Consider the following 24063-nt stretch of genomic DNA (forward strand, 5'->3'; position numbering starts at 1 on the left):
ATAATCCGGGAATGAATCCCTCAGAATCCATGAATCAAGCACCTTCAGCCGGCTTTGTTGCTGGTGGAGTTGGCGGCAGTCAGGCGACCCAATTGTCTGATTACAAAATTATTCGCCGCAATGGTTCGGTAGTTGCATTTGAGCCATCCAAAATCGCGATTGCTGTAACCAAGGCATTTTTGGCGGTTAATGGCGGTCAAGGCGCTGCTTCTGCTCGTGTACGTGAACAAGTTGAGCAATTGACGCATTCAGTGGTTCGCGCATTGTTGCGTAGCCGTCCAAATGGTGGAACTTTCCACATTGAAGATATTCAAGATCAGGTCGAGTTGGCTTTGATGCGCAGTGGCGAGCATAACGTTGCTCGTGCTTATGTTCTTTATCGTGAAAAGCGTAATCAAGAGCGTGCTACACAGCAGGGTATTGCACAAGAAACTCAAGCGGCGACTCAAGCCGGCGAATCAGGTCTCAAGGTAACCGACAACGGTGTAGAGAAGCGGTTGGATATGGCTGCGTTGCGCACCATCATCGAGGCTGCTTGTGAAGGTTTGGGAACCCATATTGATGCAAGCCCAATCATCACTGAAACTATCAAGAATTTGTACGATGGCGTGCCAATGGCTCAAGTGTATGACTCAGCAATTTTGGCATCACGCACATTGATTGAAAAAGATCCTGCATATAGCCAGGTAACTGCGCGCATCTTGATGCACGTGATCCGCAAAGAAATTTTAGGTCGCGAAGTATTGCAAGGCGATATGCAAGCTGAGTACAGCACGTATTTCGCTAAGTACATTAACGAAGGTATTTCTGCTGAGTTGTTAGATCCACGTATGCGTGAGTTTGATCTCCCGCGTTTGGCTGCGGCATTGAACGCTAGCCGTGACTTGCAGTTCAACTACCTTGGTTTGCAAACTTTGTATGACCGCTACTTCTTGCATATTGAAGATCGTCGCATTGAAATGCCACAGGCTTTCTTCATGCGCGTTGCGATGGGCTTGTCCTTGAATGAGTTGGATCGCGAGCGTCGTGCAATCGAGTTCTATGAAATCCTGTCTACATTTGATTTCATGTCCAGCACGCCAACGTTATTTAACTCTGCAACAACACGCCCACAGTTGTCTAGCTGCTACCTGACTACAGTGGATGATGATCTTGATGGCATCTACGAAGCGTTGAAAGAGAATGCACTCTTATCTAAGTTTGCTGGCGGTTTGGGTAATGACTGGACTAACGTTCGTGCTCTGGGAAGTCATATCAAAGGCACTAACGGTAAATCACAAGGTGTTGTGCCATTCCTCAAGGTGGTAAATGACACAGCCGTTGCAGTGAACCAAGGTGGTAAGCGTAAGGGTGCGGTTTGTGCCTACTTAGAGACATGGCACTTGGATATTGAGGAGTTCTTGGAGTTGCGTAAGAACACTGGTGATGACCGTCGTCGTACGCATGACATGAATACCTCCAATTGGATTCCTGACTTGTTCATGAAGCGCGTGATGGAAGGTGGCGATTGGACATTGTTCTCACCTTCAAACACGCCTGATTTGCATGACAAATACGGCAAGGCTTTTGAAGAGGCATATGTTACCTATGAGAAAAAAGCAGATGCTGGTGAATTGAAACCATTCCGCCGTATTCCTGCGCAACAATTGTGGCGCAAGATGTTGGGTATGTTGTTTGAAACTGGTCATCCATGGATCACATTTAAAGATCCTTGCAATATTCGTAGCCCACAACAGCATATCGGTGTGGTTCACTCTTCTAACTTGTGTACTGAGATTACCCTCAATACAAACGAGAGCGAAATCGCTGTATGTAACTTAGGTTCTGTGAACTTAACTGCGCACATGACTACGGATGCATCTGGCAAGATGATTTTGGATCACGAGAAGCTCCAAAGAACAATTCGTACTGCAATGCGCATGCTGGATAACGTAATTGATATCAATTACTACGCTGTTGCTAAAGCGCGTAATTCCAATTTAAAGCACCGTCCGGTCGGTATGGGCATCATGGGCTTCCAGGATTGCTTGCATATGCAACGTATTCCTTACGCTAGCGATGAGGCAGTGAAGTTTGCGGACACTTCAATGGAAGCAGTGTGTTACTACGCATACCAAGCCTCTAATGAGCTCGCTGAAGAGCGTGGCGTGTACAGCACATACAAAGGTTCATTGTGGGATCGCGGTATTCTGCCGCAAGATTCAGTAGCGATGTTGGCAGCTGAGCGTGGCGGTTATCTTGAGGTAGATAGCTCTTCCACCATGAATTGGGATGGTTTGCGTGCACGTATCAAGCAATACGGTATGCGTAACTCCAATTGTGTGGCGATTGCACCGACAGCGACAATCTCCAATATCATTGGCGTGTCAGCTTGTATCGAGCCTACATTCCAGAACTTGTTCGTGAAATCCAACCTGTCAGGTGAATTCACAGTGGTAAACGAGTACTTGGTGCGTGATTTGAAAGATCGCGGCCTGTGGGATGAGGTCATGATTGCCGACCTAAAGTACTTTGACGGTACTTTGTCCAAGATTGATCGCGTTCCACAAGATTTGCGTGATTTGTACGCGACTGCATTTGAAGTGGAGCCAAGCTGGTTGGTTGAGGCTGCTTCACGTCGTCAGAAGTGGATTGACCAAGCGCAGTCACTCAATATTTACATGGGTGGCGCATCTGGCAAGAAATTGGATGATACTTATAAGTTGGCATGGTTGCGCGGTTTGAAGACAACCTACTACCTCCGTACGATGGCAGCAACGCACGTTGAGAAATCAACGGTTGCCAGCGGTCAGTTAAACGCGGTATCTAGTGGCGGTGGTTTGAATGGCACTGATGCCGCAGCTGCACAAGAAGCTGACGGTCCGGTTTGCACAATGCGCCCAGGTGATGCTGGCTTTGAAGAATGTGAAGCATGTCAGTAAGCCATTTGCTTGCTGATTGAGAATAGTGAAAATTAGGAGAGAGTTATGTTGAATTGGGAAGAGGAAGTTGCTCCCGCGCTAGCAAAAGCTGGTCTTGCACCGCAACCAGCAGTAGTTGAGCCACAGCGCGCGCAGCAGCCAGATCAAGTTGCTATTGCAGCGCCTCAAGATGTTGCGCCTGCACCTGTGCAAGCTGCTTCATTCGCGGGCGGCGCAGCTTTGCGCGTCAATGCTGCTGATAAACGCGTCATTAATGCGAAGACTGACGTGAATCAGTTGGTTCCATTTAAATATAAGTGGGCTTGGGAGAAATATTTGGCTGGTTGTGCAAACCATTGGATGCCACAAGAGATCAATATGAATCGCGATATCGCGCTTTGGAAGGATCCCAATGGCTTAACTGAAGATGAGCGTCGCATCATTAAGCGCAATCTCGGCTTTTTCACAACAGCCGATTCTTTAGCGGCAAACAACATTGTTTTGGGTACTTATCGCCACATTACTGCGCCAGAATGCCGTCAATACCTATTGCGCCAAGCGTTTGAGGAGGCGATTCATACTCACGCCTATCAATATATTGTGGAATCCTTGGGTTTAGATCAGAGCGAAATCTTCAATGCGTATCACGAGATTGACTCGATTCGCGCTAAAGATGAGTTCCTTATTCCTTATATTGATGTGCTAACTAACCCCAATTTCAAAACCGGGACATTAGAAACTGACCAAACATTGCTGCGTTCACTCATTGTTTTCGCTTGTGTGATGGAAGGTTTGTTCTTTTATGTTGGTTTTACGCAAATACTTGCAATGGGTCGTCAAAACAAAATGACGGGTGCTGCTGAGCAGTATCAATACATCCTTCGCGATGAGTCTATGCACTGCAATTTTGGCATCGATTTAATTAATCAAATCAAGCTGGAGAACCCGCAGTTATGGACTTCCGCGTTCAAAGATGAGATTAAAGCGATCTTCGAAAAAGCGGTTGAATTAGAGTACCGTTATGCGGAAGATACGATGCCTCGTGGAGTGCTCGGATTGAACGCGCCGATGTTCAAAGGTTACCTAAGATACATCTGTAATCGTAGATGTTTGCAAATAGGACTTGACGCGATGTTCCCAAATGAAGAGAATCCATTCCCATGGATGTCAGAAATGATTGATCTGAAAAAAGAGAGAAACTTTTTTGAGACACGCGTTATTGAGTATCAAACCGGTGGTGCGCTAAGTTGGGAATAGTGTTTAGGTAAACAGCGCATAGCCGGCTAAATAGGAGATTAGACGGTTGGACAGTTTTAAAAGTCAGCAAAACCAGACTCAAATCCGAAAACCCTTGTCCAAGGGTGTCTGGGCTATTCTCTCTGTTTTTTCCAGCAAATTTAAGAAGCCGTTGTCCTTTGGGGCAACGGCTTTTTTTCCAGGATTCATTAGCGTGCAGCACTTAGCATCAAGCCGCGCGCCGATGAATGGCTCGCTCGTCTTATCCAATCGGTTGCAAAACCAGGCGGAAATGAATGGTCGGGTCTTCTTAATCGGTAGTTTGTATTAATCCTCACGTGAAGGAGCATTACTATGGCAATCGCCAAGAAAAAAGTTGCTGCAAAGAAACCTGCTGCTAAGAAAGTAGCTGCTAAGAAGCCTGCTGCTAAAAAAGTAGCTAAAAAAGCTGTTGCTAAGAAGCCTGCTGCTAAAAAAGTAGCTAAAAAAGCTGCTGCTAAGAAGCCTGCTGCTAAAAAAGTAGCTAAAAAAGCTGCTGCTAAGAAGCCTGCTGCTAAGAAAGTAGCTAAAAAAGCTGCTGCTAAGAAGCCTGCTGCTAAGAAAGTAGCTAAAAAAGCTGCTGCTAAGAAGCCTGCTGCTAAAAAAGTAGCTCGTAAAGTTGCAAAAAAAAAGTAAGTAAGCCTGCTGCGAAGAAAGCGGGCAAAGCTGTAAAAAAGTCCGTGGCTAAAAAAGCTGCCGCTTCAACAACGTTGAATCCAGCTGCTGCTTGGCCCTTCCCAACTGGCACACGCCCATAAGCTTCGGCTTTTAGGTGGGTGAAGTTCAAAGGGATCTCTCACGAGATCCCTTTTTTATTACCGGAAATGCAATGCCGTGTTTTTAGAGGGCAAATCCGAAGGCGGATTTAAATTGAGCGGCAATCTCATCTTTGCTCATTTGGTGATTTTGTGGTCCTTGATGTGTGATTTTGATCGAACCCATCAAGCTAGCTAGTCGACCAGTGGTTTCCCAGTCCATGCCATTCTCCAGTCCAAATAGCAGTCCACCACGGAAAGCATCTCCGCAACCTGTTGGATCCACTACTTTTGCTGCTGGAACTGGTGGAATCGCAATGCATTTGCCTTCAAAGTAAATGTCCGCACCTTCTGCCCCCTTGGTGACGATCAAAGCTTTTACTCTTTCAGCAACTTTTGCAAGGCTAAGGCCAGTTCTTTGGGAAAGCATTTCCCCTTCATAGTCGTTTACCGCCAGGTAGCTTGCAATATCGACTAGCTCTAAGAGTTCAGGGCCGTTAAACATCGGCAAACCTTGGCCTGGATCAAATACAAATGGAATTCCTGCTTCAGCCAATTGATGGCAGTGTTCCCACATACCTTGACGCCCGTCTGGAGCAACAATTCCAAATTTTGCGGCGCCCTTTGAGTTTTGGCTACGCTCTGCAACTACTGCAGCAACTTGATTGAGATGAGATTCGCCCATTGCGCCGGGATGAAAGGCGGTAATTTGATTGTTGGCTTGATCGGTGGTGATCATGGCTTGAGCGGTAAATGCTTGTTCAATCTGGCGAATATGAGTCGCATCGATTTGAAGTTGCTTGAGGCGATCAAAATACGGGGCGGCATCGCCACCAACAGTTGCCATGATGATAGGGTCGCCACCAAGTAGGTTCAAGTTGTAGGCAATATTGCCTGCGCAACCACCAAATTCACGGCGCATTGTCGGAACCAAGAAGGCAACATTCAGAATATGAATTTGCTCTGGCAGAATCTGGTCGGCAAATTTGCCTTCAAAGTTCATGATCGTGTCGTAAGCGATCGATCCGCAGATAAGGCTGGCCATAAATGATTACTTTCTTTTAAAAATGAATTAAAGCGGGATTCTAAGTAGGGTTCGGAGTCTATTTAAGGATAAAAAACTCTGACACGGTAGCCTGCAGCATTTTGCGGGAGGGTAAGCGGAAGTTCTAAGCGGTAAATCTCACCAGAAGGCGCCCCTTGACGCAGAAATTCTGGGTGCGAGTCTTGCCAAGATTGTGGAAGCCATTCTTGCGGCGTGAATTGAATCGTTTTGATTTCGGATTCTTCAGCATCAGTGAGAGAAATTTCTAAATTTGGAAGTAAAACGGGTATCGCAAGACGATTTTGTATTTCAACTTGTAGTGTGGATTGATTTGAAGCGTTTTTGAGGCCCTCTCGCGCGTTTTCAGGCGATAGAGTGACCGAAGTTATTTTCCAAGCGGAAAAATCGCTTACAGAGCGATTCACGCATCCTAGTGCACGACATAATTTTTCATCTACTGTCTGTAAAGCGGAAAAAGCGCTTACTGCAATAGGATGAGAGTCTCCGTCAACGCGAGTAGCAAGTGCGGGCAATAAAGAATTTCTGGAAAGATGCTCGCCCACGATGATCAGCAGCAAGATAAAAGCGCTTAAAAGAATGAATTTAAGACTTTTTTTTTGAGCCAAGTCAGGTGAGTCTGTATTTGCTGCGCTCATTGGCGCTTTATTGCTGTTGCCAGTGAGAGTCCCATGTAGGCAGACCCATCCTTCACTCTCTTTCCAAACAGAAAGTGTGAGCCATTGACTGTATGTCGCAATGACCTCATCAGCTTGACGTGCAAGAACGCCAGATAAAACAATTTTTCCACCCGGACGCATCTTGTTAACCAGGGCGGGGGCTAGAACTTGTAGTGGGTTGGCCAAAATATTAGCCATCACGATGTCGTATTTAGTTTCTGCTGCAAGTTCTGGCGCGTTCTCATTTGGAAGCACAAAGCGAATCACGGTGTTATTAATTTCAGCATTGCTGCGGGCCGCAACCATCGCTTGTGGGTCGATGTCGGTTCCAACCACTGGATTGCAACCCAATTTCGCTGCCGCAATAGCCAAAATTCCGGAGCCGCAGCCGTAATCGAGCAGGCTTTGATTCTGTAATTGCGTATTTTGTTCAAGCCAAAGTAAGCAAAGATGCGTGGTTGGGTGGCTGCCAGTACCAAAAGCCAATCCAGGATCGACTGCCAAGCAAATGGCATTGGGATCTGTTGGTGATTCATGCCAAGATGGCACCACCCAAATGCGCTCTCCAATCTGAATCGGCGCGAACTGACTTTGCGTTAAGCGCACCCAATCTTGTTCTTCAATAATCTTTTCTTGAGGCGCTGGAAGCTTAAATCCTGCTTCATGGAGAGCAGCGAGGAGTTCAGGGATGAAGTTTTCGGCAGCAGAGTCGTCAATCTCTGGATTAAATAGCGCTGTAACCGCAGAACGATCCCAAGCTTGCACTTCTGGTGAAAGTCCTGGTTCACCGTAGAGTGGATTTTCATCATATCCACCGGCGGCATCATCCTCTACCGTTACGGAAAGTGCACCCACTTCCAGCAAAGCATCACCTAAAGGCTCAGCAATCTCTGCTGGAACTGTGAAAACTAGCTCACGATAAGACATGCATCTTCCGCATCAGTATGAATCTTAGATTTAAGGCTTGCCGCGACTAGCGGCTTGCTCTTCAAGACGATGTTCAAGGTAGTGAATGCTCGTTCCGCCTTCGATGAAGTTCGGGTCGAGCATGAGTTCACGATGCAAAGGAACATTCGTAGTGATGCCATCAATCACCATCTCAGAGAGAGCGATTTGCATACGGCGAATCGCTTGTTCACGAGTATTGCCATAGGAAATCAGCTTGCCAATCATTGAATCGTAGTTCGATGGAACCATATAGCCGCTATAGGCATGGGAATCAACGCGAATTCCAGGGCCTCCAGGCATATGGAAAGAACCAATGCGGCCTGGACTTGGTGTGAACTTAAATGGATCTTCCGCATTGAGGCGGCACTCAATAGCATGGCCACGGAAGACGATATCTTTTTGGCGATAGCTTAATTTGAGTCCAGCAGCGATGCGAATTTGCTCTTGAACAATATCGACGCCTGTAATCATTTCGGTGACGGGGTGCTCAACTTGAACACGGGTATTCATCTCGATAAAGAAGAATTCGCCATCTTCATAGAGGAACTCAAAGGTTCCTGCACCGCGATAACCAATTTTTCTGCATGCCTCTGCGCAGCGCTCACCAATTTTGGCGATTAAACGGCGATCGATGCCTGGAGCAGGTGCTTCCTCAATCACTTTTTGATGGCGACGTTGCATAGAGCAATCGCGCTCACCCAACCAAATGGCATTGCCATGGGTATCAGCCAGAATCTGAATTTCCACATGGCGAGGTTTCTCTAGAAACTTCTCCATATAGACTTCAGGATTGCCGAACGCACGACCAGCTTCTTCTTTAGTCATGTTTACGGCATTGAGCAATGCAGCTTCTGTATGAACAACCCGCATTCCGCGACCACCACCGCCGCCAGCGGCTTTGATGATCACTGGGTAGCCAACGCGTTTTGCCGTGGCAATAATTTCTTTTGGATTGTCCGGTAAGGCCCCCTCAGATCCCGGAACACAAGGAACACCAGCTTTAATCATGGCGCGTTTGGCGGAAACTTTGTCACCCATGAGTCGAATGGATGCTGCTGTAGGTCCAATAAAGGCAAAGCCGGATTTCTCAACGCGCTCTGCAAAGTCGGCATTTTCAGAGAGGAAGCCGTAACCCGGATGAATCGCCTCGGCATCTGTGACTTCCGCCGCGGAAATAATCGCAGGCATATTGAGATAGCTTAATGGTGAAGGCGCAGGCCCAATGCAAACAGCCTCGTCTGCCAGCTTCACATATTTAGCTTCTTTGTCTGCTGTGGAGTACACCACAACAGTTTTAATTCCCAACTCGCGGCACGCGCGTTGGATACGGAGAGCGATCTCTCCGCGATTGGCAATCAGAATCTTATCGAACATGTCGGCTCTGAGTTAAGTAACGGTGGATTGGAATAAATCGAGTGAAGATCGATTAAGCAATGATGAATAGTGGCTGGTCGAATTCAACACCTTGACCGTTCTCACAGAGAATTTGCTTAATCACACCATCTTTTTCAGATTCAATTTCATTGAGGAGCTTCATTGCCTCAATGATGCAGAGGGTTTGACCCACTTTGACAGTGTCGCCAATATTTACAAAGTTTGGAGATTCTGGGTTTGGTGCGCGATAGAAGGTCCCCACCATTGGTGAGCGAGATACAAAACCTGTTTCAGTAGGAGCTTCTTCGGCAACCGGTGTGGCTGCAGTTGCAACTGTCGCCGCAGGGGCTGCCGCTTGAATTGCAGGTGCTGGAGCAGCGTAAACCACTTGCCCGGCTTGAGCGGGTGAGCCAGCATTAACAATACGTACGCGATCTTCGCCTTCATTCACTTCTAATTCAGAGATGCCTGATTCAGAAACGAGGTCAATTAAGGTTTTTAGTTTTCTCAAATCCATGGAAAGGCTTCCTTTCGAGTAATTCTTGGTTAATCTTTATTTGTGTAAACGGGCAATGGCTGCTTGTAGCGCTAATTCATACCCAATTGCACCCAATCCACAGATCACGCCTGTAGCGATATCTGACAAATAAGAGTGCTTACGGAATTCTTCGCGCTGATGAATATTGGACAAATGGACTTCAGTAAACGGAATAGCAACGCCAGCTAAGGCATCGCGCAGGGCAACACTAGTATGTGTAAAAGCGCCTGGGTTGATGATGATGAAATCGACGCCATCTTGTTTGGCCTTCTGAATGCGATCAATTAATTCACCTTCATGATTGCTTTGAAAGGTAGAAAGATCAATAGACTGGGATTTGGCGATTGCGCCAAGCTTTGTATGAATGTCTTCCAGGGTAGTTTTGCCGTAAACCTCTGGTTCACGAGTTCCTAGAAGATTGAGGTTTGGACCCTGAATGACAAGAATTGAAGTATTTTTCGACATAGATCGATATTTTTAGAGGCAGTTAGGTTTAATTAGGTTTGTAAAGCTTTTCTCTAAAACTGCTTACTTCATGAAAGTAATTCTTCACCAAGCACAAGGGAAGTATACCCCCAGAATTTTTGAGAAAGCCCCAAAAAGAGTCATTAATTTCCCTAATTTTGAGGAAATTAAGCGAAGATAATTAAAAATGAGTACATAAATCCCTCGTTTCCTATCATTCGAACCTCTTGCTTGAGGCGTTAACTATCTTTATAAAGCAGATTTAATAGCGCTTCTGAGCTCTTCTTCGCTTATCTTTCCTAATTTACTGCTGATAGCCTTGCCACCTGCATTAATAATAATGGTGTATGGAAGCGCGCCTTGAGTGTTGCCCATTTGTTTGGATAAATTGCTTCCCTCCAGGCCACCAATGACAATCGGGTACGAAACAGGGGTTTTTTGAAGAAATTCACGAATATTAGAGGGTGAATCGATACCGATACCGACAAATAAGACATTTTTCGAAGAAAATTCTTGCTGTAACTTATCCAAAGTAGGCATTTCTTCTACACAAGGCGGGCACCAGGAGGCCCAAAAGTTCACAACGAGCACTTTTCCACGCCAATTCTCCGTATCTACGGATTTTCCGTCAGGCGTTTTCCAGGAATTGGCAAAAAAAGCCTTGATCGCAGGCTCGCTGGCCAAACCTGTTTTATAAATCCATTGGGAAGTGAGAACTCCTAATAAGAGTGCCACTAGGCTAATTCCGGCTATATAAATCCACTGTCTTCGATTCACTACAACTCCTTAGCTAAAATTCGCCAATGCATATTCATATCTTGGGCATTTGCGGTACTTTCATGGGGGGCATTGCCGCAATCGCTCGGCAGGCTGGACATCGCGTTACTGGCTGTGACGCCAACGTGTATCCACCAATGAGCACGCAGCTCGAGGCGCAGGGCATAGAGCTCATTGAAGGATTCTCGCCCGATCAATTATTACAGTTTGAGACGATGCCTGATTTATTTGTAGTTGGCAACGTCGTCTCCCGTGGCAATCCTTTGATGGAGGCCATCCTCAATCAAGGTTTGCCTTACACCTCTGGGCCTCAATGGTTGGGTGAGCAAGTATTGTTTGGTAGACATGTTTTGGCGGTTGCTGGAACTCACGGCAAAACGACGACTTCAGCAATGCTGGCCTGGATTCTGGAATTTAACAATTACAAGCCAGGCTATTTAATTGGCGGGGTACCGCTGAATTTCACGGTCTCGGCACGCTTGGGAGATAGTCAGTATTTCGTTATTGAGGCCGATGAATACGACACTGCATTTTTCGATAAGCGCAGTAAGTTTGTTCACTACCGCCCGCGTACCGCTTTATTAAATAACCTTGAGTTTGATCATGCGGATATTTTTGCCGATCTTGTGGCAATTGAAACGCAGTTCCATCATCTCGTTCGTACCGTTCCTAGTGGCGGTTTGATAGTGGTGAACGGTGAAGAGCCTGCCTTGGAGAGAGTGATTGCGCGAGGTGCTTGGGCGCCCGTAGAAAAGTTTGGCCAAGACAAACAAAATGCATGGTCTTTGATTTCACAAGCGGGCGATGGCTTTATCGTTTTGCAGAACGGCAAGGAAGTAGCCACTGTTCAGTGGGCTCCAGACTCTGGCGTGATGGGTCGACATAATCAATTGAACGCATTAGCTGCAATCGCTTCCGCCAATCACATCGGCATTTCTCCGGCAGATGCAGCGCGTGCTTTGGCTGCATTTAAAAATGTAAAACGTCGCCTTGAGATGATTGGTGTGGCAAATGACATTACTGTTTACGATGATTTTGCGCATCATCCAACAGCGATCACGACTACTGTCGATGGTTTACGTCGCCGTGTTGGTCAGTCACGTATCTTGGCAGTACTTGAGCCTCGGTCAAATACGATGAAACTTGGTGTGATGAAAGCGCAACTTCCGGCTAGTTTGGAGGCTGCTGACAAAGTCTTCGCCTACGGAGCCAGTACCGGTAAAGAATCTTTGGGTTGGGACTTGAATGAGGTCCTATCACCACTGAATACTCAAGAAAAGAATCGCGCCACAGCCTATGATGACTTGGCGGCATTGGTAGCTGCGGTTACTAAAGAGGCGCAGCCTGGCGATCATATTTTGGTCATGAGCAATGGTGGTTTCGGTGGAGTACATCAAAAGATATTGGCTGCAATTAAAGAGAAAGCTGAGTAACTCGCATGAGATTAAAAGATAAAGTAGCCATCATTACCGGTGCCGCAAAAGGAATTGGGTTTGCTACTGCAAAGCGATTTGCCCAAGAGGGCGCCAAGGTGATGATTGCGGATATCAGCCCAGAAGCCCTGAAAGCGGCCTGTGAGCAGATTCCTGGTGCCGAAGCCTATGTGATGAATGTGACTGATCGTGCCAGTATTCAGGCAACAGTCGATCAAGTCATGCAACGCCATGGACGCATCGATATTTTGATTAACAACGCTGGCATCACTCAAGACGCACGCTTGGTCAAAATGACGGAGGCACAATTTGATACTGTCATTGACGTCAATCTCAAGGGTGTTTTCAACTGTACGCAGCTAGTCGTTCCACATATGTTGGAGGCTGGTAAAGGCGCGGTAGTTAACGCGTCTAGCGTCGTTGGAATCTACGGAAACTTTGGTCAAACCAATTACTCGGCAACTAAGTTTGGAGTGATCGGATTTACTAAAACCTGGGCGCGTGAATTGGGCGCCAAAGGTATTCGTGTAAATGCTGTCTGCCCAGGATTTATCGCTACCGAGATGGTGAAGGCGATGCCTGAAAATATTTTGCAAGATATTGAAAAGCGTAGTTGGCTTGGTCGCTTGGGTACACCCGAAGAGATGGCGAATGTCTATTTATTTCTAGCAAGCGATGAAGCGAGTTATGTGAACGGTGTTGCGCTTGAGGCCAGTGGCGGAATTTCTCTCTAAGCATGCATCTTTTATATGAAGAAGGTGGTGACATCAAGGTTGCCACGGTCCAGTCCGCCTCCGGGTCTGGAGATGCTGAGTCCTGGCAGGCGACAAGTCTCTCTGGTAAGAAGATCAAACTCAAAGCAAAAGAAGTCTGGTTGCGTTTTGAAAAGCCAGAGCCTCAGGCGCTCATGGATGAGGCCAATCTTCTTTCTAAGGAAATTGATTTGCAGTTTCTGTGGGACTGCGCCCCGGAGGAAGAGTTTGGCTTAGTAGATGTGGCGCAGGAATACTTTGGCGCTCAAGCCACGGTGCCTCAACAGACTGGCTTGGCGATTGCTTTACAAGGCGCGCCGGTCTTCTTTCGTCGCAAGGGGCGAGGACGTTTTCAACGTGCGCCGTTGGAGCAGTTGCAAGCGGGTCTAGCTGCGCTCGAACGCAAGCAAAAAGAATTAGAGCAACAAGCAGCTTGGCAACAAGAGTTGGTGTCTGGAGTGTTTCCTGAGGCGCTAAAGTCACAAGCCAACCAGCTACTCTTCTCGCCGGATAAAAATACTTCTGCATATAAAGCATTAATCTCCGCCTGCACAGAGTCTGGCGAATCGCCCGCGCAACTCATGATTCGCTGTGGCGCGATTGATTCGCCCTTGCAATATCACCAAGGAATGTTCTTAAAGGCGCATTTCCCAGGCGGCTCTGCTCATGATGCGTCTGCAGTAGTTGATCAGGCAGCCTTAGAAGCGGCCATTTCTGATTTGCCTCTTGCGGATGTTGCTGCGTTTTCGATTGATGATTCCGGCACCACTGAAATCGATGATGCGTTGTCGGTGACAGCCTTATCAGAAGGTGGGTATCGGATTGGCATTCATATTGCCGCCCCTGGTCTAGCGATTGCAAAAGATGATGTCTTGGATCGCATCGCGCGTACCCGCATGTCTACAGTCTATTTTCCAGGCGATAAGATTACGATGTTGCCCGATGCGGTGATTGCACAGTTCTCTCTGGATGAGGGCGCCCCTCGACCTGCTTTATCTATTTATGTAGATATTGATGCGCAGGGCGTTGTTGATAAAGAATCTCTTCAGTTGCGCGCGGAAATGGTGCCAATGGCCTCCAATCTTCGCCTTGAGAACCTAGAGCATCAAGTGACTGAAGCCAGTTTGATGGATGAGGGTTCAGACTTTCCATATCGTCAGGAACTGAATGTCTTGTGGTCTGCCGCCAAGCTATTGCATGCGGGGCGCCAAGAGCAGCGCGTGGCGAATGGTTTGCGCGCCGAGCAATTAGGCGTGCTGGATTCGAATGCTTTGGCGAGAGATTTTCATTTTCAGATTAAAGAGCATGAAGGGGTGCAGAGAGTCGATATCACGCCACGTCAGCGAGGATCGATCTTGGATACGATCGTTGCTGAGTGGATGATTTATTGCAATAGCGCTTCGGGACGCTTACTAGCTGATCATGGTTTACCTGGGCTCTTTCGCACTCAAAAGGGTTGGGGTCCTTTGCGTACTCGTATGCAAACCACTCCAGGTCCTCACGAAGGTTTAGGTTTGGATTACTACGCGTGGTGCACATCGCCACTGCGTCGTTACTCTGACTTGGTGAATCAATGGCAGCTCCTTGCTTTGGCGAAACACGGTATTACCGCCAAAATGGTTGCACCGTTTCCACCACGGGATGCGACCTTAATGGGTATTGCCGCTGATTTTGAGTCTTGCTATCAAGCCTATGGCGAATATCAAGATCGACTCGAAAAATATTGGTGTTTACGTTGGATCGTGCAGGATGGTGATTCAAAATCAGTTTTTGTAAGACACCTCAAAGAAGGGATGTCGCGTGTTGAGCCAATACCTTTGCATTTGCCAGTTCCTGAACTTGCTACCCATCCACGTATGACTCGTGCGGAAGTCATGATTTCCGATGTGGATCTTCTGCAATTAACGGCTGGGGTGCGCGTTCTTCAGATTGAGTCTCCTGAGGTTCTTGAGAGTAATGCAACTCCCACCTAAGCTCACGCAGTCTCTGGAATATATGCAGGGCGCTTGGCGACGCTACCCATTTCGCTTTGCACTGTGCGTGTCTCTATTGCTTCACTTGATCTTTCTGTCTTTCCGCTGGGGGATGAGTGAAGTTCAAAATCGTCGCCTGAATACGCCATTAAGCGTGGTGCTAGTAAATGCCAGTAATCAAGTGGCTCCGAAGCAGGCGAATCAATTGGCTCAGGCAGATCTTCATGGAGGGGGCAATACCTCCAACCAAGATGCTACAGCCGTACATCGAGCAAGACTTGGTGCGGAGGCGCGTTTAGAGATTTTGGAAAAGCAGCAAAAGCAAATGTTGGCAAAGTTGGATGCGCAGCAGGGGCAATCGGGTGGTCGCAAGAGCGGAGATGAAAAGAAACTTGCGCAACAATTGAATTCCCTAGAGGCCGAACTGGCAAAGCGTTTACAAGCCAATGGTCGTGAGCCACGTCGCAAGGTGTTAACTGGTGCCAGTACAAAAGCGGTTGTATTTGCCCAGTACTATGACGCTATGCGTCAGAAAATAGAGGCCTACGGTAGCGCTTTCTTTCCACGTGCTAATGGCCGACCTTTGTATGGCAGCTTGGTGATTGTGGTGAGTGTGGATGCGCAAGGACGCATTGCCAACAATGCGCAAGGTAAGGACGGCTTGAGTATTGGGCGAAGTTCAGGAAACCCTGAGTTAGACCGACAGGCTTTAGCAATTGTGCGAGCCTCTGCGCCTTTTGGTCCATTCCCTATGGAAATGCGCAATCAGATTGATATCTTGGATTGGATTTCTACCTTTGAGTTCGCGCGAGATGGGTCTGACCGCCTAGAGCTACGCCATTAATGATTTAGAAATGGGTTTCAGAATTTCGCTTATCCTGTCATGAATATGAATCATGTAAACACTGCCGACTTGCATACTGATCCAGCCCAGTTTCCAGGGTTGGATGTCTATGCTGTTGCTGGAAATCCAATCGGCCATAGCAAATCGCCTGCGATTCATCAACGATTTGCCGAGCAGTCTGATCAGGCCATTCACTATGGGCGTTTGCAGCCCGAGCTCGGTGAATTTGAGAAAGTCGCTAAAGAATTTTTCGCAGCTGGCGGTAAAGGGATGAATGTCACCATCCCATTTAAATTGGATGCCCAGGCGTTTGCTGATGAACTAACGCCGCGTGCGCAATTAGCAGGAGCGGTAAATACCTTGCGCATTCAAAACGGAAAAATCTTTGGTGACAATACCGATGGTGCTGGACTCGTGCGAGATGTATTGGCCCAAGGCATTCAAATTCAAGGGTCGCGTATTTTGCTCCTTGGTGCTGGCGGTGCTTCTCGTGGGGTGCTAGGCCCATTACTAGAGCAGGCACCTCAAGCAATCACTATCGCCAATCGCTCTGCCGCTAAAGCCGATGAATTAGTTGCCCTGTTTCATTCAATGGCTAGCACACACCATGTTTCTTTGCAATCAGTCACTTTGAGTGAGTTGGAAGACTCGAGCAAAACGACATCTTTTGATCTGGTGATCAATGCTACTGCCGCCGGTCTCTCAGACGAGTCACCGATTAGCGACATCGCTGCAAGCCATATTTTTGTTCCGCAATCGTTTGCCTACGATATGGTTTATGGAAAATTGACTGCCTTTATGCAGCAAGCCCTACATAGAGGCGCGCGCGTAAGCGATGGCTTGGGCATGTTGGTTGAGCAAGCTGCTGATGCCTTCTTAATCTGGCGTGGCGCTGACTTGAGTAAAGCAATTGATCCTCGTGCCGTCTTGGCTGAGTTACGCGCTTAATCATTTCTGACTGAGTAATCGATGCGCTGGCTTCGATATTTCTTAAAGTGTGTTCTTGGCGGCTTTGTCGCTATGCAAATTTACTTTGTGATTCAGATTGGATTGTGGGCAGTGATTAATCCAGATAGCACTGCTTTTCAGAGGGCGGAGCGTTGGCGGCTTTGTGGTCTTCAATGGTCGTGCCCGATTCAGTCTTCTTGGGTGCCTTATGACAAGATTTCATCGAATCTCAAGCGAGCCGTCTTGGTGAGTGAGGACGATATCTTTTTTCAACACATGGGTGTGCGTGTTGAAGATATGCAAAAGGCTTGGGCTAAAAATGCGCAACTCAATCAACAGGGACGAGGTAAGTCCAAAACTGCTTTGCGTGGCGGATCAACCATTACCCAACAGTTAGCAAAAAATCTATTCCTGTCGTCTGAGCAAAATTACTTACGCAAAGCGCAAGAGCTGCTGATTACCGGTTTGTTGGAGACCATGCTTTCTAAACAGCGTCTTTATGAGATCTATCTCAATTCAGTAGAGTGGGGTGAAGGCATTTTTGGTATTGGCGCGGCCTCTCAACATTATTTTGGTGTGAGCCCAGCATTGCTCAGTCGTGAGCAAGCAGCAGTCTTAGCTTCGGCTTTGCCGGCTCCAAAATGTTTCGACAAGGTGCAATATTGCCGCCGGGCCAATATTCATTTCCCGACCCGTCAGGACTTCATTCTAGAAAACATGGATCGGGTAGCTTTGGCGCCCGCTCCAAAAGCCAAGACCCGATAAGGCGCTTGCTTAAAGCAATCGTTATTTACTGGCCGCAGTGCGCAAAGCATCTCTTGTGGCAATCGCAACCGCTCTGGCAGCTTCAGCAAAATCATTGCCTGAGCTGGCGTACAAGATGGCTCTAGAAGAGTTAATCATCATCCCAGTGCCTGGTTTGTTCGGAATGCTGCCAGCTTTCACAGTTGCATCAATATCGCCGCCTTGAGCCCCAATTCCCGGAATTAATAAGGGCATATCGCCAACGATCTCACGTACTTTGGCAATTTCTTCGGGGAAGGTGGCGCCAACGACCAAGCTAATTTGCCCCGAGCGATTCCATTTTTCCGCAGCCAGCTTGGCGATATGCAAGTAGAGGGGTTCGCCATTTGGAGAAACGTTCAGGAACTGTAGGTCTGAACCTCCAGGGTTAGAGGTGCGGCACAGCACGATCACGCCTTTGCCAGCATGCTTGAGATAGGGCTCGATGGTGTCAAAGCCCATATAGGGATTGACGGTAACGGCATCGGCTCCATAGCGCTCAAAGGCCTCTAGGGCATAGTGGTCAGCGGTGCTGCCAATATCTCCGCGCTTGGAGTCCAAGATAACTGGAATATGGGGGTATCGATCCTTGAGGTAGGTCACGAGCTTTTCTAGCTGGGACTCAGCTCTTTGGGATGCGAAATAAGCGAACTGAGGCTTAAAGGAGCAGACCACATCCGCAGTCGCATCGGCAATTTCACGACAGAATTCAAAAATGCCCTCTGGTTTCCCTTGTAGTGATAGGGGTAGGCGTTTTGGGTCTGGATCAAAGCCCACACACAGCATGCTGCCTTGGGAAGCCCATGCGGATTGGAGTTGCTGGGTAAAGGTATTTGAGCTGGAGTTCATTCGATTTAGGCTTGTTTTAGTGAAACTGTCATGTTCTATAGGATAAACTAGCGCACATTCCTTAGGAGTTCACCATGATCAACTTGTTCGTCCTGCAAAATGGCCGCCTCTCTCAAGAGCAAGTCGAAGATCGCAATGAATTGTTGCAATACTCAAATCCTATCTGGATCGACGTTGTTGACCCAGAGGAGGAAGAGCTCCTGTGGATTAAAGAGGCTTTTGGCGTACTTCTCCCAGAATTAGATGATTTAGGCGATTTAGAGGCTTCTGCTCGCTATTTCGAGGCGGATGACGGCCATCTCCACATTCGCACTGATTTTCTCTTGGACGAAGAAGAGACTTCTCGTAACGTACGAGTCGCTTTTGTCATGACCAAGCAGGTCTTGTTCTCTATTCATGATGAAGATTTGCCAGTATTCCGTTTGGTTCGCTTACGCGCGCGCTTACGCCCTGGGTCTGTGAGCAATGCGAAAGATGTGCTGCTCGATTTGTACTCCACGGATGCAGAATATTCTGCCGATGCCTTGGAAGAGGTTTATGAAAATCTTGAGCAAGCCGGTAAGCGCGTTCTTCAAGATGACATTACTGACAATGACGCCGAAGAAGTTCTCGAAACGATTGCGAAAGAAGAAGATACTAATGGTCGTATTCGTCGTAATGTGATGGATACCCGGCGTGCATTATCTTTCTTAATGCGTAGCAAATTACTATCTGATGAGCAACAAGAAGAAGCGCGTCAGATTTTGCGCGATATTGATTCATTAGAAAACCATACTGCCTTCTTATTCGACAAGATTAACTTCTTGATGGATGCGACAGTTGGTTTTATTAATTTGAACCAAAGTAAGATCATCAAGATCTTCTCGGTGGTATCCGTTGCATTGATGCCGCCAACCTTGCTAGCAAGTGTTTGGGGCATGAACTTCCGTTACATGCCAGAGCTAGAAGAAGCTTGGGGCTATCCAGTTGCGATTATTTCGATGGTGATTTCAGCGATGATCCCTTTATGGTACTTCCGTCACAAGGGCTGGCTGAGCTCGCGCTAACAACCAAGCTTCAATCACTAAGCGTTTTTAGGTTTCAGTAATTCTAAAAATTTAGAGAGCGCGTAATCGCGCGCTTGTTCTCGTACTGTTTGGCGATCGCCATCAAAATGTTTGGTCGCAGTGATGATTTCAGTGACATTATTTTGCTCATGTCCTTTGAGTGCCCACCCAAAACAAACGGTGCCCACAGGTTTCTCTACTGAGCCACCGCTTGGGCCAGCGATGCCAGTAATGGAGATTGCGGCGTCTGCCTTAGCTTTGCTTGCTGCTCCTTCTGCCATGGCTCTAGCTACTTCTTCACTAACCGCTCCAAATGATTGGATCGTTTCTGCTGGTACATCTAGGCACTCGATTTTGGCTTGATTGCTATAAGTGATAAAGCCTCGTTCAAACCATTCGCTTGAGCCTGCGAGATCCGTTAGGGTGGCGCATACCAAGCCCCCAGTACAAGATTCAGCCAGTGCAATTTTCCAAGCTCTGCCGAGTAAGACATGGGCTATGGCTCTCGCCACCTCATGCTGTGGATCAATATTATTTTTCATGAGAAATATTGGATTCCTATTTGTACTAGTGCGATAGTAAGCAAGGTGAAAATTGCAGCAGCAATATCATCGGCAATGATGCCAAAGCCTCGCCATAAAATTTGACCAGTACTTGAAGGGGTGGCGTCATTGCTACCTTCCATTTTTTTGAAATGCGCGTCAATCATGCCAATTGGACCTGGCTTAACAGCATCAAAAAAACGAAAGAGGGCGAATGCCAGAAATTGCATCCAGATCGAAGTTGGCATGATGAGCACTAGGACGAGCCAGAAAGCGACGATCTCGTCCCACACAATTCCGCCAAAATCTTTTTTCCCCAATTCTTCGCTGACCTGTCCACATATCCAGCAACCCAATAGGATCCCGCCGCAAATCAACCAAAGAAATTCTGAGGCGCTTAAAAACAGTTGACCCAGTAGAAAAGCGGCCCACGCCCACAGCGTTCCTGCTGTGCCGGGTGCAATCGGCGCTAACCCACTACCCAATCCAAAGGCGAGGGCACGGCTTGCAGAACCAAATACCCACTTGTATGTTGGGTGCACTGCGCTAGGTTTATCTGATGGCTGGTTCATGCAAAGTGATCGAATGATTGAAGGAGGGTTTGCGCTTCTGGTGAGCTTAGTTTCATGCCGTCTGCGCTAATGAGACTAATTTTAGGAGCGCCGTGTTTCATTGGCATGATGCTGCCAATTCGTGTCAATGGAAGCTTCAAGTTTGCGCCGATCGCCTCAATCGCAGCCCGTTGATTGGCGGCGGCGGTGAAGCAGAGCTCGTAATCATCTCCACCGCATGCAGCAAATTGATTTTGAATGGCGATGGATTGTTTAAGTAGGGTAGCTGATTTAGGAATGTGGTCCAAAAGGATTTCCGCATCCTTATTGGATTGCTTCAAGATATGTCGTAAGTCCCCCAATAAACCGTCAGAGATGTCTAAAGCGGAGTGCGCGATTTCTCGTAAGGCTAATCCAAGCTCAACTCTAGGGCTTGGTTGGTGCATGCGAGATTGAATGCGCTCAAGATCACCGTCAGCCAATGTGATTTCATGACGCAGTGCAGCAAGAGTAAGTCGCGCGTCACCCACTTCTCCAGAAACCCAAATATCGTCACCAGCTAATGCCCCTGATCTTCGAATGGATTTCCCTTTTGGAATGGCTCCAAAAGCGGTGATGCAAATATTGAGTGGGCCTGCGGTAGTGTCGCCGCCAATCAGCGGGCAGGAGAATTGATTGGCAATTGCAAATAGCCCCTTGCTAAAGGCTTCTAGCCAGACTGAATCAGAACTTGGTAAGGCAAGTGCCAGTGTGAAGCCTAGGGGCTGAGCCCCCATGGCTGCTAGGTCTGAGAGGTTTACTGCTAAGGCTTTCCATCCGAGCCATTGAGGGTTGGCGCCTGCAAAAAAGTGCCTGCCTTCAACCAGCATATCGGTAGTAATCGCCAGTTCTTCATCTGGTTTGAGACTCAATAAGGCGCAATCATCACCAATGCCAAGCTCTATTGATCCAGCGCCATTGGCGAGCATGGCTTCCGATTGCGTTTTAAAGAAACGCTGAATCAGATCGAATTCGCCAAGTTGGGTGGATTGAGATTGCATGCCCCATTTTATGGCTCTTGGGAGTCTTTCATCCGAGAGGAATAGAATTGGAGACTTGAATACGTCTTATTGATGAGTGAACTGATGAGTAAACCAAGCAATAGCAGCAAAGAACAACAAATAGCGGATTTAAGAGCAGCAGCTCTCCACTATCACGAGTTTCCTGTTCCGGGAAAAATCGAAATTGCCCCAACAAAGCAGTTAACCAATCAGCGAGACCTCGCTTTGGCTTACACCCCAGGCGTTGCCGCGGCGTGTGAAGAGATTGCAAAAGATCCTGCCAATGCCTTCCGCTACACAGCGCGCGGCAATTTAGTCGGTGTGATTACTAACGGTACCGCGGTACTAGGCTTAGGAAATATTGGGCCATTGGCCAGTAAGCCAGTGATGGAAGGTAAGGCGGTTCTATTTAAGAAGTTTGCTGGCATTGATGTATTCGATATCGAAGTCAATGAGAACGATCCTGACAAATTAGTAGAAATCATCGCAGCGCTTGAGCCCACTTTTGGTGGTATCAATCTTGAAGATATTAAAGCGCCGGATTGTTTCGTGGTTGAGCGCAAGTTGCAAGCGCGCATGAAGATTCCAGTCTTCCATGATGATCAACATGGAACGGCAATCGTGGTTGCAGCGGCAATCTTGAATGGCTTAAAAGTCGTTGGAAAAAATGTTGGCGATGTGAAGTTGGTGACATCTGGCGCTGGCGCAGCTGCTTTGGCTTGTCTAGATTTATTGGTTGACCTCGGTATTCAGCGTAAAAATATTTGGGTAACCGATTTAGCGGGTGTTGCTTATAAGGGCCGTAAAGAATTAATGGATCCTGAGAAAGAGCCATTCTGCCAAGAGACAGAATTGCGCACATTGGATCAAGCGATTGAAGGCGCGGATATTTTCTTGGGTCTGTCCGCTGGTGGCGTACTCAAGCAAGACATGGTGAAGAAGATGGCACCTAAGCCATTGGTATATGCCTTAGCGAACCCAACTCCAGAGATTCTTCCTGAGGAAGTGAAGGAAGTTCGTCCCGATGCGGTGATGGCTACTGGGCGTACCGACTATCCAAACCAAGTCAATAACGTTTTGTGCTTCCCATTCATTTTCCGTGGTGCTTTAGACGTTGGCGCTACAACGATTACTCGCGGTATGGAAGTGGCAGCGGTCAAGGCTGTAGCCGAGTTGGCGCAAGCTGAGCAGAGCGAGGTAGTGACTTCTGTTTACGGTATTGAGAACCTTTCGTTTGGCCCGGAATATTTAATTCCAAAACCATTTGACCCACGCTTGATTACAGTCATCGCTCCCGCGGTTGCAAAAGCGGCGATGGATGATGGCGTAGCGCAGCGTCCGATTAAAGACTTTGATGCGTATCGCAATCAGTTGCAACAATTTGTGTATCACTCTGGTACTTTGATGAAGCCATTGTTTAGTATTGCTAAGCGTGTGCCTGTAAATCAAAAACGCATCGTGTTTGCTGAAGGTGAAGATGAGCGCGTATTGCGTGCTGTGCAAATCATCATCGATGAGCATCTTGCGACTCCAATTTTGATTGGTCGTCCAGCAGTGATTGAGCATCGCATTGAGAAATTTGGATTGCGCATGAAATCTGGCGATGATTTTGAAATCGTCAATCCAGAGAATGATTCGCGCTACCGTGATTTCTGGCAAACCTATCTAGGTTTGACTGAGCGTAAGGGCGTTTCCGAGTCATATGCCAAGCTAGAAACGCGTCGACGCCATAGCTTGATTGGTTCTCTGATGATCAGCAAAGGCATGGCTGACGGCATGATTTGTGGAACCATTGGCAACTTGTCCACCCATTTGAAATATGTCGATGAGGTGGTTGGTCGTGAGCCTGGTGCTAATGTCTATGGCGCGATGTCCGGTTTGATTTTGCCGGGACGCCAAGTGTTCTTGGTAGATACCCACATTAATATTGACCCAAGCGCTGAGCAGTTGGCTGAACTGACACTCATGGCTGCTAGCGAGATGCGTAAATTGGGCATAGCCCCTAAAGTCGCCCTGCTATCCCACTCTAACTTTGGCTCAAGCAGCGCGCCATCTGCAGTGAAGATGCGCGAAGTTCTCGCTTTGATTCAAAAAGCGGATCCAAGTCTGGAGATTGACGGAGAGATGCACGGCGATAGCGCTTTGGATGAAACCATTCGCGCTGGCGCTGTAACTTCATCCCCATTGAAGGGTGACGCGAACTTGCTCGTATTGCCAAATATTGATGCGGCGAACATTTCTTACAACTTACTGAAGACTGCCGCAGGCAATGGAATTGCAATTGGACCGCTGCTTTTAGGTGTGGCCAAACCAATCCATATCCTGACACCAGCAGCAACAGTGCGTCGTATCGTGAATGTCACTACTTTGGCTGTAGTTGAGGCAGCAAGCAATGCGAGAGGGGTTGCTTAATACCTAAGCAACTGGCTTTATTTATGTTAGTTAGCAGTAACTAACATAAATAATTATTATATAAATCAATGGTTTATATAAAATACACTGTAATTGGGCTTGATTTGATGGCGTGTTAAGGGTAACCTAGCACCCA

The 24063-nt window shown here is 47.5% G+C and carries 20 protein-coding genes and 2 pseudogenes; 11 read left to right on the top strand and 11 right to left on the bottom strand.

Annotation, left to right across the window (positions count from 1 at the left end; translation table 11 throughout):
* Positions 1–11 precede the first annotated feature (11 nt).
* From FD960_RS01060 to FD960_RS01070, 3 genes and pseudogenes are all read left to right on the top strand, one after another.
* Positions 12–2921, top strand: a complete 2910-nt coding sequence (locus FD960_RS01060; RefSeq protein ID WP_371817447.1) for a ribonucleoside-diphosphate reductase subunit alpha — start codon at positions 12–14, stop codon at positions 2919–2921.
* 45 nt (positions 2922–2966) lie between these two features.
* On the top strand, positions 2967–4157 hold the full coding sequence (locus FD960_RS01065; protein WP_215299319.1) for a ribonucleotide-diphosphate reductase subunit beta: 1191 nt from the start codon (positions 2967–2969) through the stop codon (positions 4155–4157).
* A gap of 333 nt (positions 4158–4490) precedes the next feature.
* Positions 4491–4933 (top strand): annotated as a pseudogene (locus FD960_RS01070) (histone).
* A gap of 82 nt (positions 4934–5015) precedes the next feature.
* On the opposite strand, the gene FD960_RS01075 reads toward FD960_RS01070, so the two are convergent.
* From FD960_RS01075 to FD960_RS01100, 7 genes and pseudogenes are all read right to left on the bottom strand, one after another.
* On the bottom strand, positions 5016–5975 hold the full coding sequence (locus FD960_RS01075) for a carbohydrate kinase family protein (protein WP_215299320.1): 960 nt from the start codon (positions 5973–5975) through the stop codon (positions 5016–5018).
* Between the two features lie 62 nt (positions 5976–6037).
* Entirely contained in the window at positions 6038–6631 is a 594-nt protein-coding gene (locus FD960_RS10455) for a DUF3426 domain-containing protein (protein ID WP_251369862.1), read from the bottom strand.
* A 27-nt stretch (positions 6632–6658) separates the two neighbouring features.
* A pseudogene (gene prmA / locus FD960_RS10460) lies at positions 6659–7579 on the bottom strand (50S ribosomal protein L11 methyltransferase); the annotation flags it as partial.
* Positions 7580–7609: 30 nt separating this feature from the next.
* Positions 7610–8974, bottom strand: coding sequence for an acetyl-CoA carboxylase biotin carboxylase subunit (gene accC / locus FD960_RS01085; RefSeq protein ID WP_062308011.1), 1365 nt, complete (start codon positions 8972–8974; stop codon positions 7610–7612).
* A 52-nt stretch (positions 8975–9026) separates the two neighbouring features.
* Complete coding sequence (gene accB, locus FD960_RS01090) at positions 9027–9491, bottom strand: acetyl-CoA carboxylase biotin carboxyl carrier protein (RefSeq protein WP_215299322.1); 465 nt, start codon at positions 9489–9491, stop codon at positions 9027–9029.
* Positions 9492–9527: 36 nt separating this feature from the next.
* On the bottom strand, positions 9528–9977 hold the full coding sequence (gene aroQ, locus FD960_RS01095; RefSeq protein WP_215299323.1) for a type II 3-dehydroquinate dehydratase: 450 nt from the start codon (positions 9975–9977) through the stop codon (positions 9528–9530).
* Positions 9978–10226: 249 nt separating this feature from the next.
* Positions 10227–10754 (bottom strand): TlpA disulfide reductase family protein, encoded by a 528-nt coding sequence (locus FD960_RS01100; RefSeq protein ID WP_215299324.1) that lies wholly within the window; start codon positions 10752–10754, stop codon positions 10227–10229.
* Positions 10755–10780: 26 nt separating this feature from the next.
* On the opposite strand from FD960_RS01100, the gene mpl reads away from it, so the two are divergent.
* Genes mpl through mtgA form a run of 6 tightly spaced genes read left to right on the top strand, consistent with a single transcriptional unit; the run spans position 10781 to position 17469 of the window.
* The gene (gene mpl, locus FD960_RS01105) at positions 10781–12187 is read left to right on the top strand and encodes a UDP-N-acetylmuramate:L-alanyl-gamma-D-glutamyl-meso-diaminopimelate ligase (RefSeq protein WP_215299325.1); all 1407 of its coding nucleotides are present in this window, start codon (positions 10781–10783) and stop codon (positions 12185–12187) included.
* Between the two features lie 5 nt (positions 12188–12192).
* Complete coding sequence (gene fabG / locus FD960_RS01110) at positions 12193–12921, top strand: 3-oxoacyl-ACP reductase FabG (protein ID WP_215299326.1); 729 nt, start codon at positions 12193–12195, stop codon at positions 12919–12921.
* A gap of 2 nt (positions 12922–12923) precedes the next feature.
* A complete protein-coding gene (locus tag FD960_RS01115; RefSeq protein ID WP_215299327.1) occupies positions 12924–14912 on the top strand; it encodes a ribonuclease catalytic domain-containing protein in 1989 nt (662 codons plus the stop codon).
* A complete protein-coding gene (locus FD960_RS01120) occupies positions 14896–15756 on the top strand; it encodes an energy transducer TonB (RefSeq protein ID WP_215299328.1) in 861 nt (286 codons plus the stop codon). The genes FD960_RS01115 and FD960_RS01120 overlap by 17 nt, the downstream gene beginning before the upstream one ends.
* Positions 15757–15801: 45 nt before the next feature.
* Complete coding sequence (gene aroE, locus FD960_RS01125; RefSeq protein ID WP_215300523.1) at positions 15802–16704, top strand: shikimate dehydrogenase; 903 nt, start codon at positions 15802–15804, stop codon at positions 16702–16704.
* 21 nt (positions 16705–16725) lie between these two features.
* Positions 16726–17469: a monofunctional biosynthetic peptidoglycan transglycosylase gene (gene mtgA / locus FD960_RS01130; RefSeq protein WP_215299329.1), complete on the top strand. Its 744-nt coding sequence runs from the start codon at positions 16726–16728 to the stop codon at positions 17467–17469.
* Positions 17470–17490: 21 nt separating this feature from the next.
* Here mtgA and pyrF read toward each other — a convergent pair whose 3' ends face one another.
* Complete coding sequence (pyrF, locus tag FD960_RS01135) at positions 17491–18336, bottom strand: orotidine-5'-phosphate decarboxylase (RefSeq protein ID WP_215299330.1); 846 nt, start codon at positions 18334–18336, stop codon at positions 17491–17493.
* 74 nt (positions 18337–18410) lie between these two features.
* Between pyrF and corA the strand changes: the two genes are divergently transcribed.
* A complete protein-coding gene (gene corA / locus FD960_RS01140) occupies positions 18411–19382 on the top strand; it encodes a magnesium/cobalt transporter CorA (RefSeq protein WP_215299331.1) in 972 nt (323 codons plus the stop codon).
* A 17-nt stretch (positions 19383–19399) separates the two neighbouring features.
* On the opposite strand, the gene FD960_RS01145 is transcribed toward corA, so the two are convergent.
* Genes FD960_RS01145 through thiL form a run of 3 tightly spaced genes read right to left on the bottom strand, consistent with a single transcriptional unit; the run spans position 19400 to position 21515 of the window.
* Positions 19400–19924, bottom strand: a complete 525-nt coding sequence (locus FD960_RS01145) for a CinA family protein (protein ID WP_215299332.1) — start codon at positions 19922–19924, stop codon at positions 19400–19402.
* Positions 19921–20496, bottom strand: a complete 576-nt coding sequence (locus FD960_RS01150; RefSeq protein ID WP_215299333.1) for a phosphatidylglycerophosphatase A — start codon at positions 20494–20496, stop codon at positions 19921–19923. The genes FD960_RS01145 and FD960_RS01150 overlap by 4 nt, the downstream gene beginning before the upstream one ends.
* Entirely contained in the window at positions 20493–21515 is a 1023-nt protein-coding gene (gene thiL / locus FD960_RS01155) for a thiamine-phosphate kinase (RefSeq protein ID WP_215299334.1), read from the bottom strand. Before thiL ends, FD960_RS01150 begins: the two co-directional genes overlap by 4 nt.
* Before the next feature lie 84 nt (positions 21516–21599).
* Between thiL and FD960_RS01160 the strand changes: the two genes are divergently transcribed.
* Positions 21600–23927 carry an NADP-dependent malic enzyme gene (locus FD960_RS01160; RefSeq protein WP_251369808.1) on the top strand — a complete coding sequence of 776 codons (2328 nt, stop codon included), beginning with the start codon at positions 21600–21602 and terminating at the stop codon, positions 23925–23927.
* Positions 23928–24063 lie beyond the last annotated feature (136 nt).

It is taken from the genome of Polynucleobacter sp. AP-Nino-20-G2 (assembly GCF_018688235.1).
Classification (GTDB): Bacteria; Pseudomonadota; Gammaproteobacteria; order Burkholderiales; family Burkholderiaceae; genus Polynucleobacter.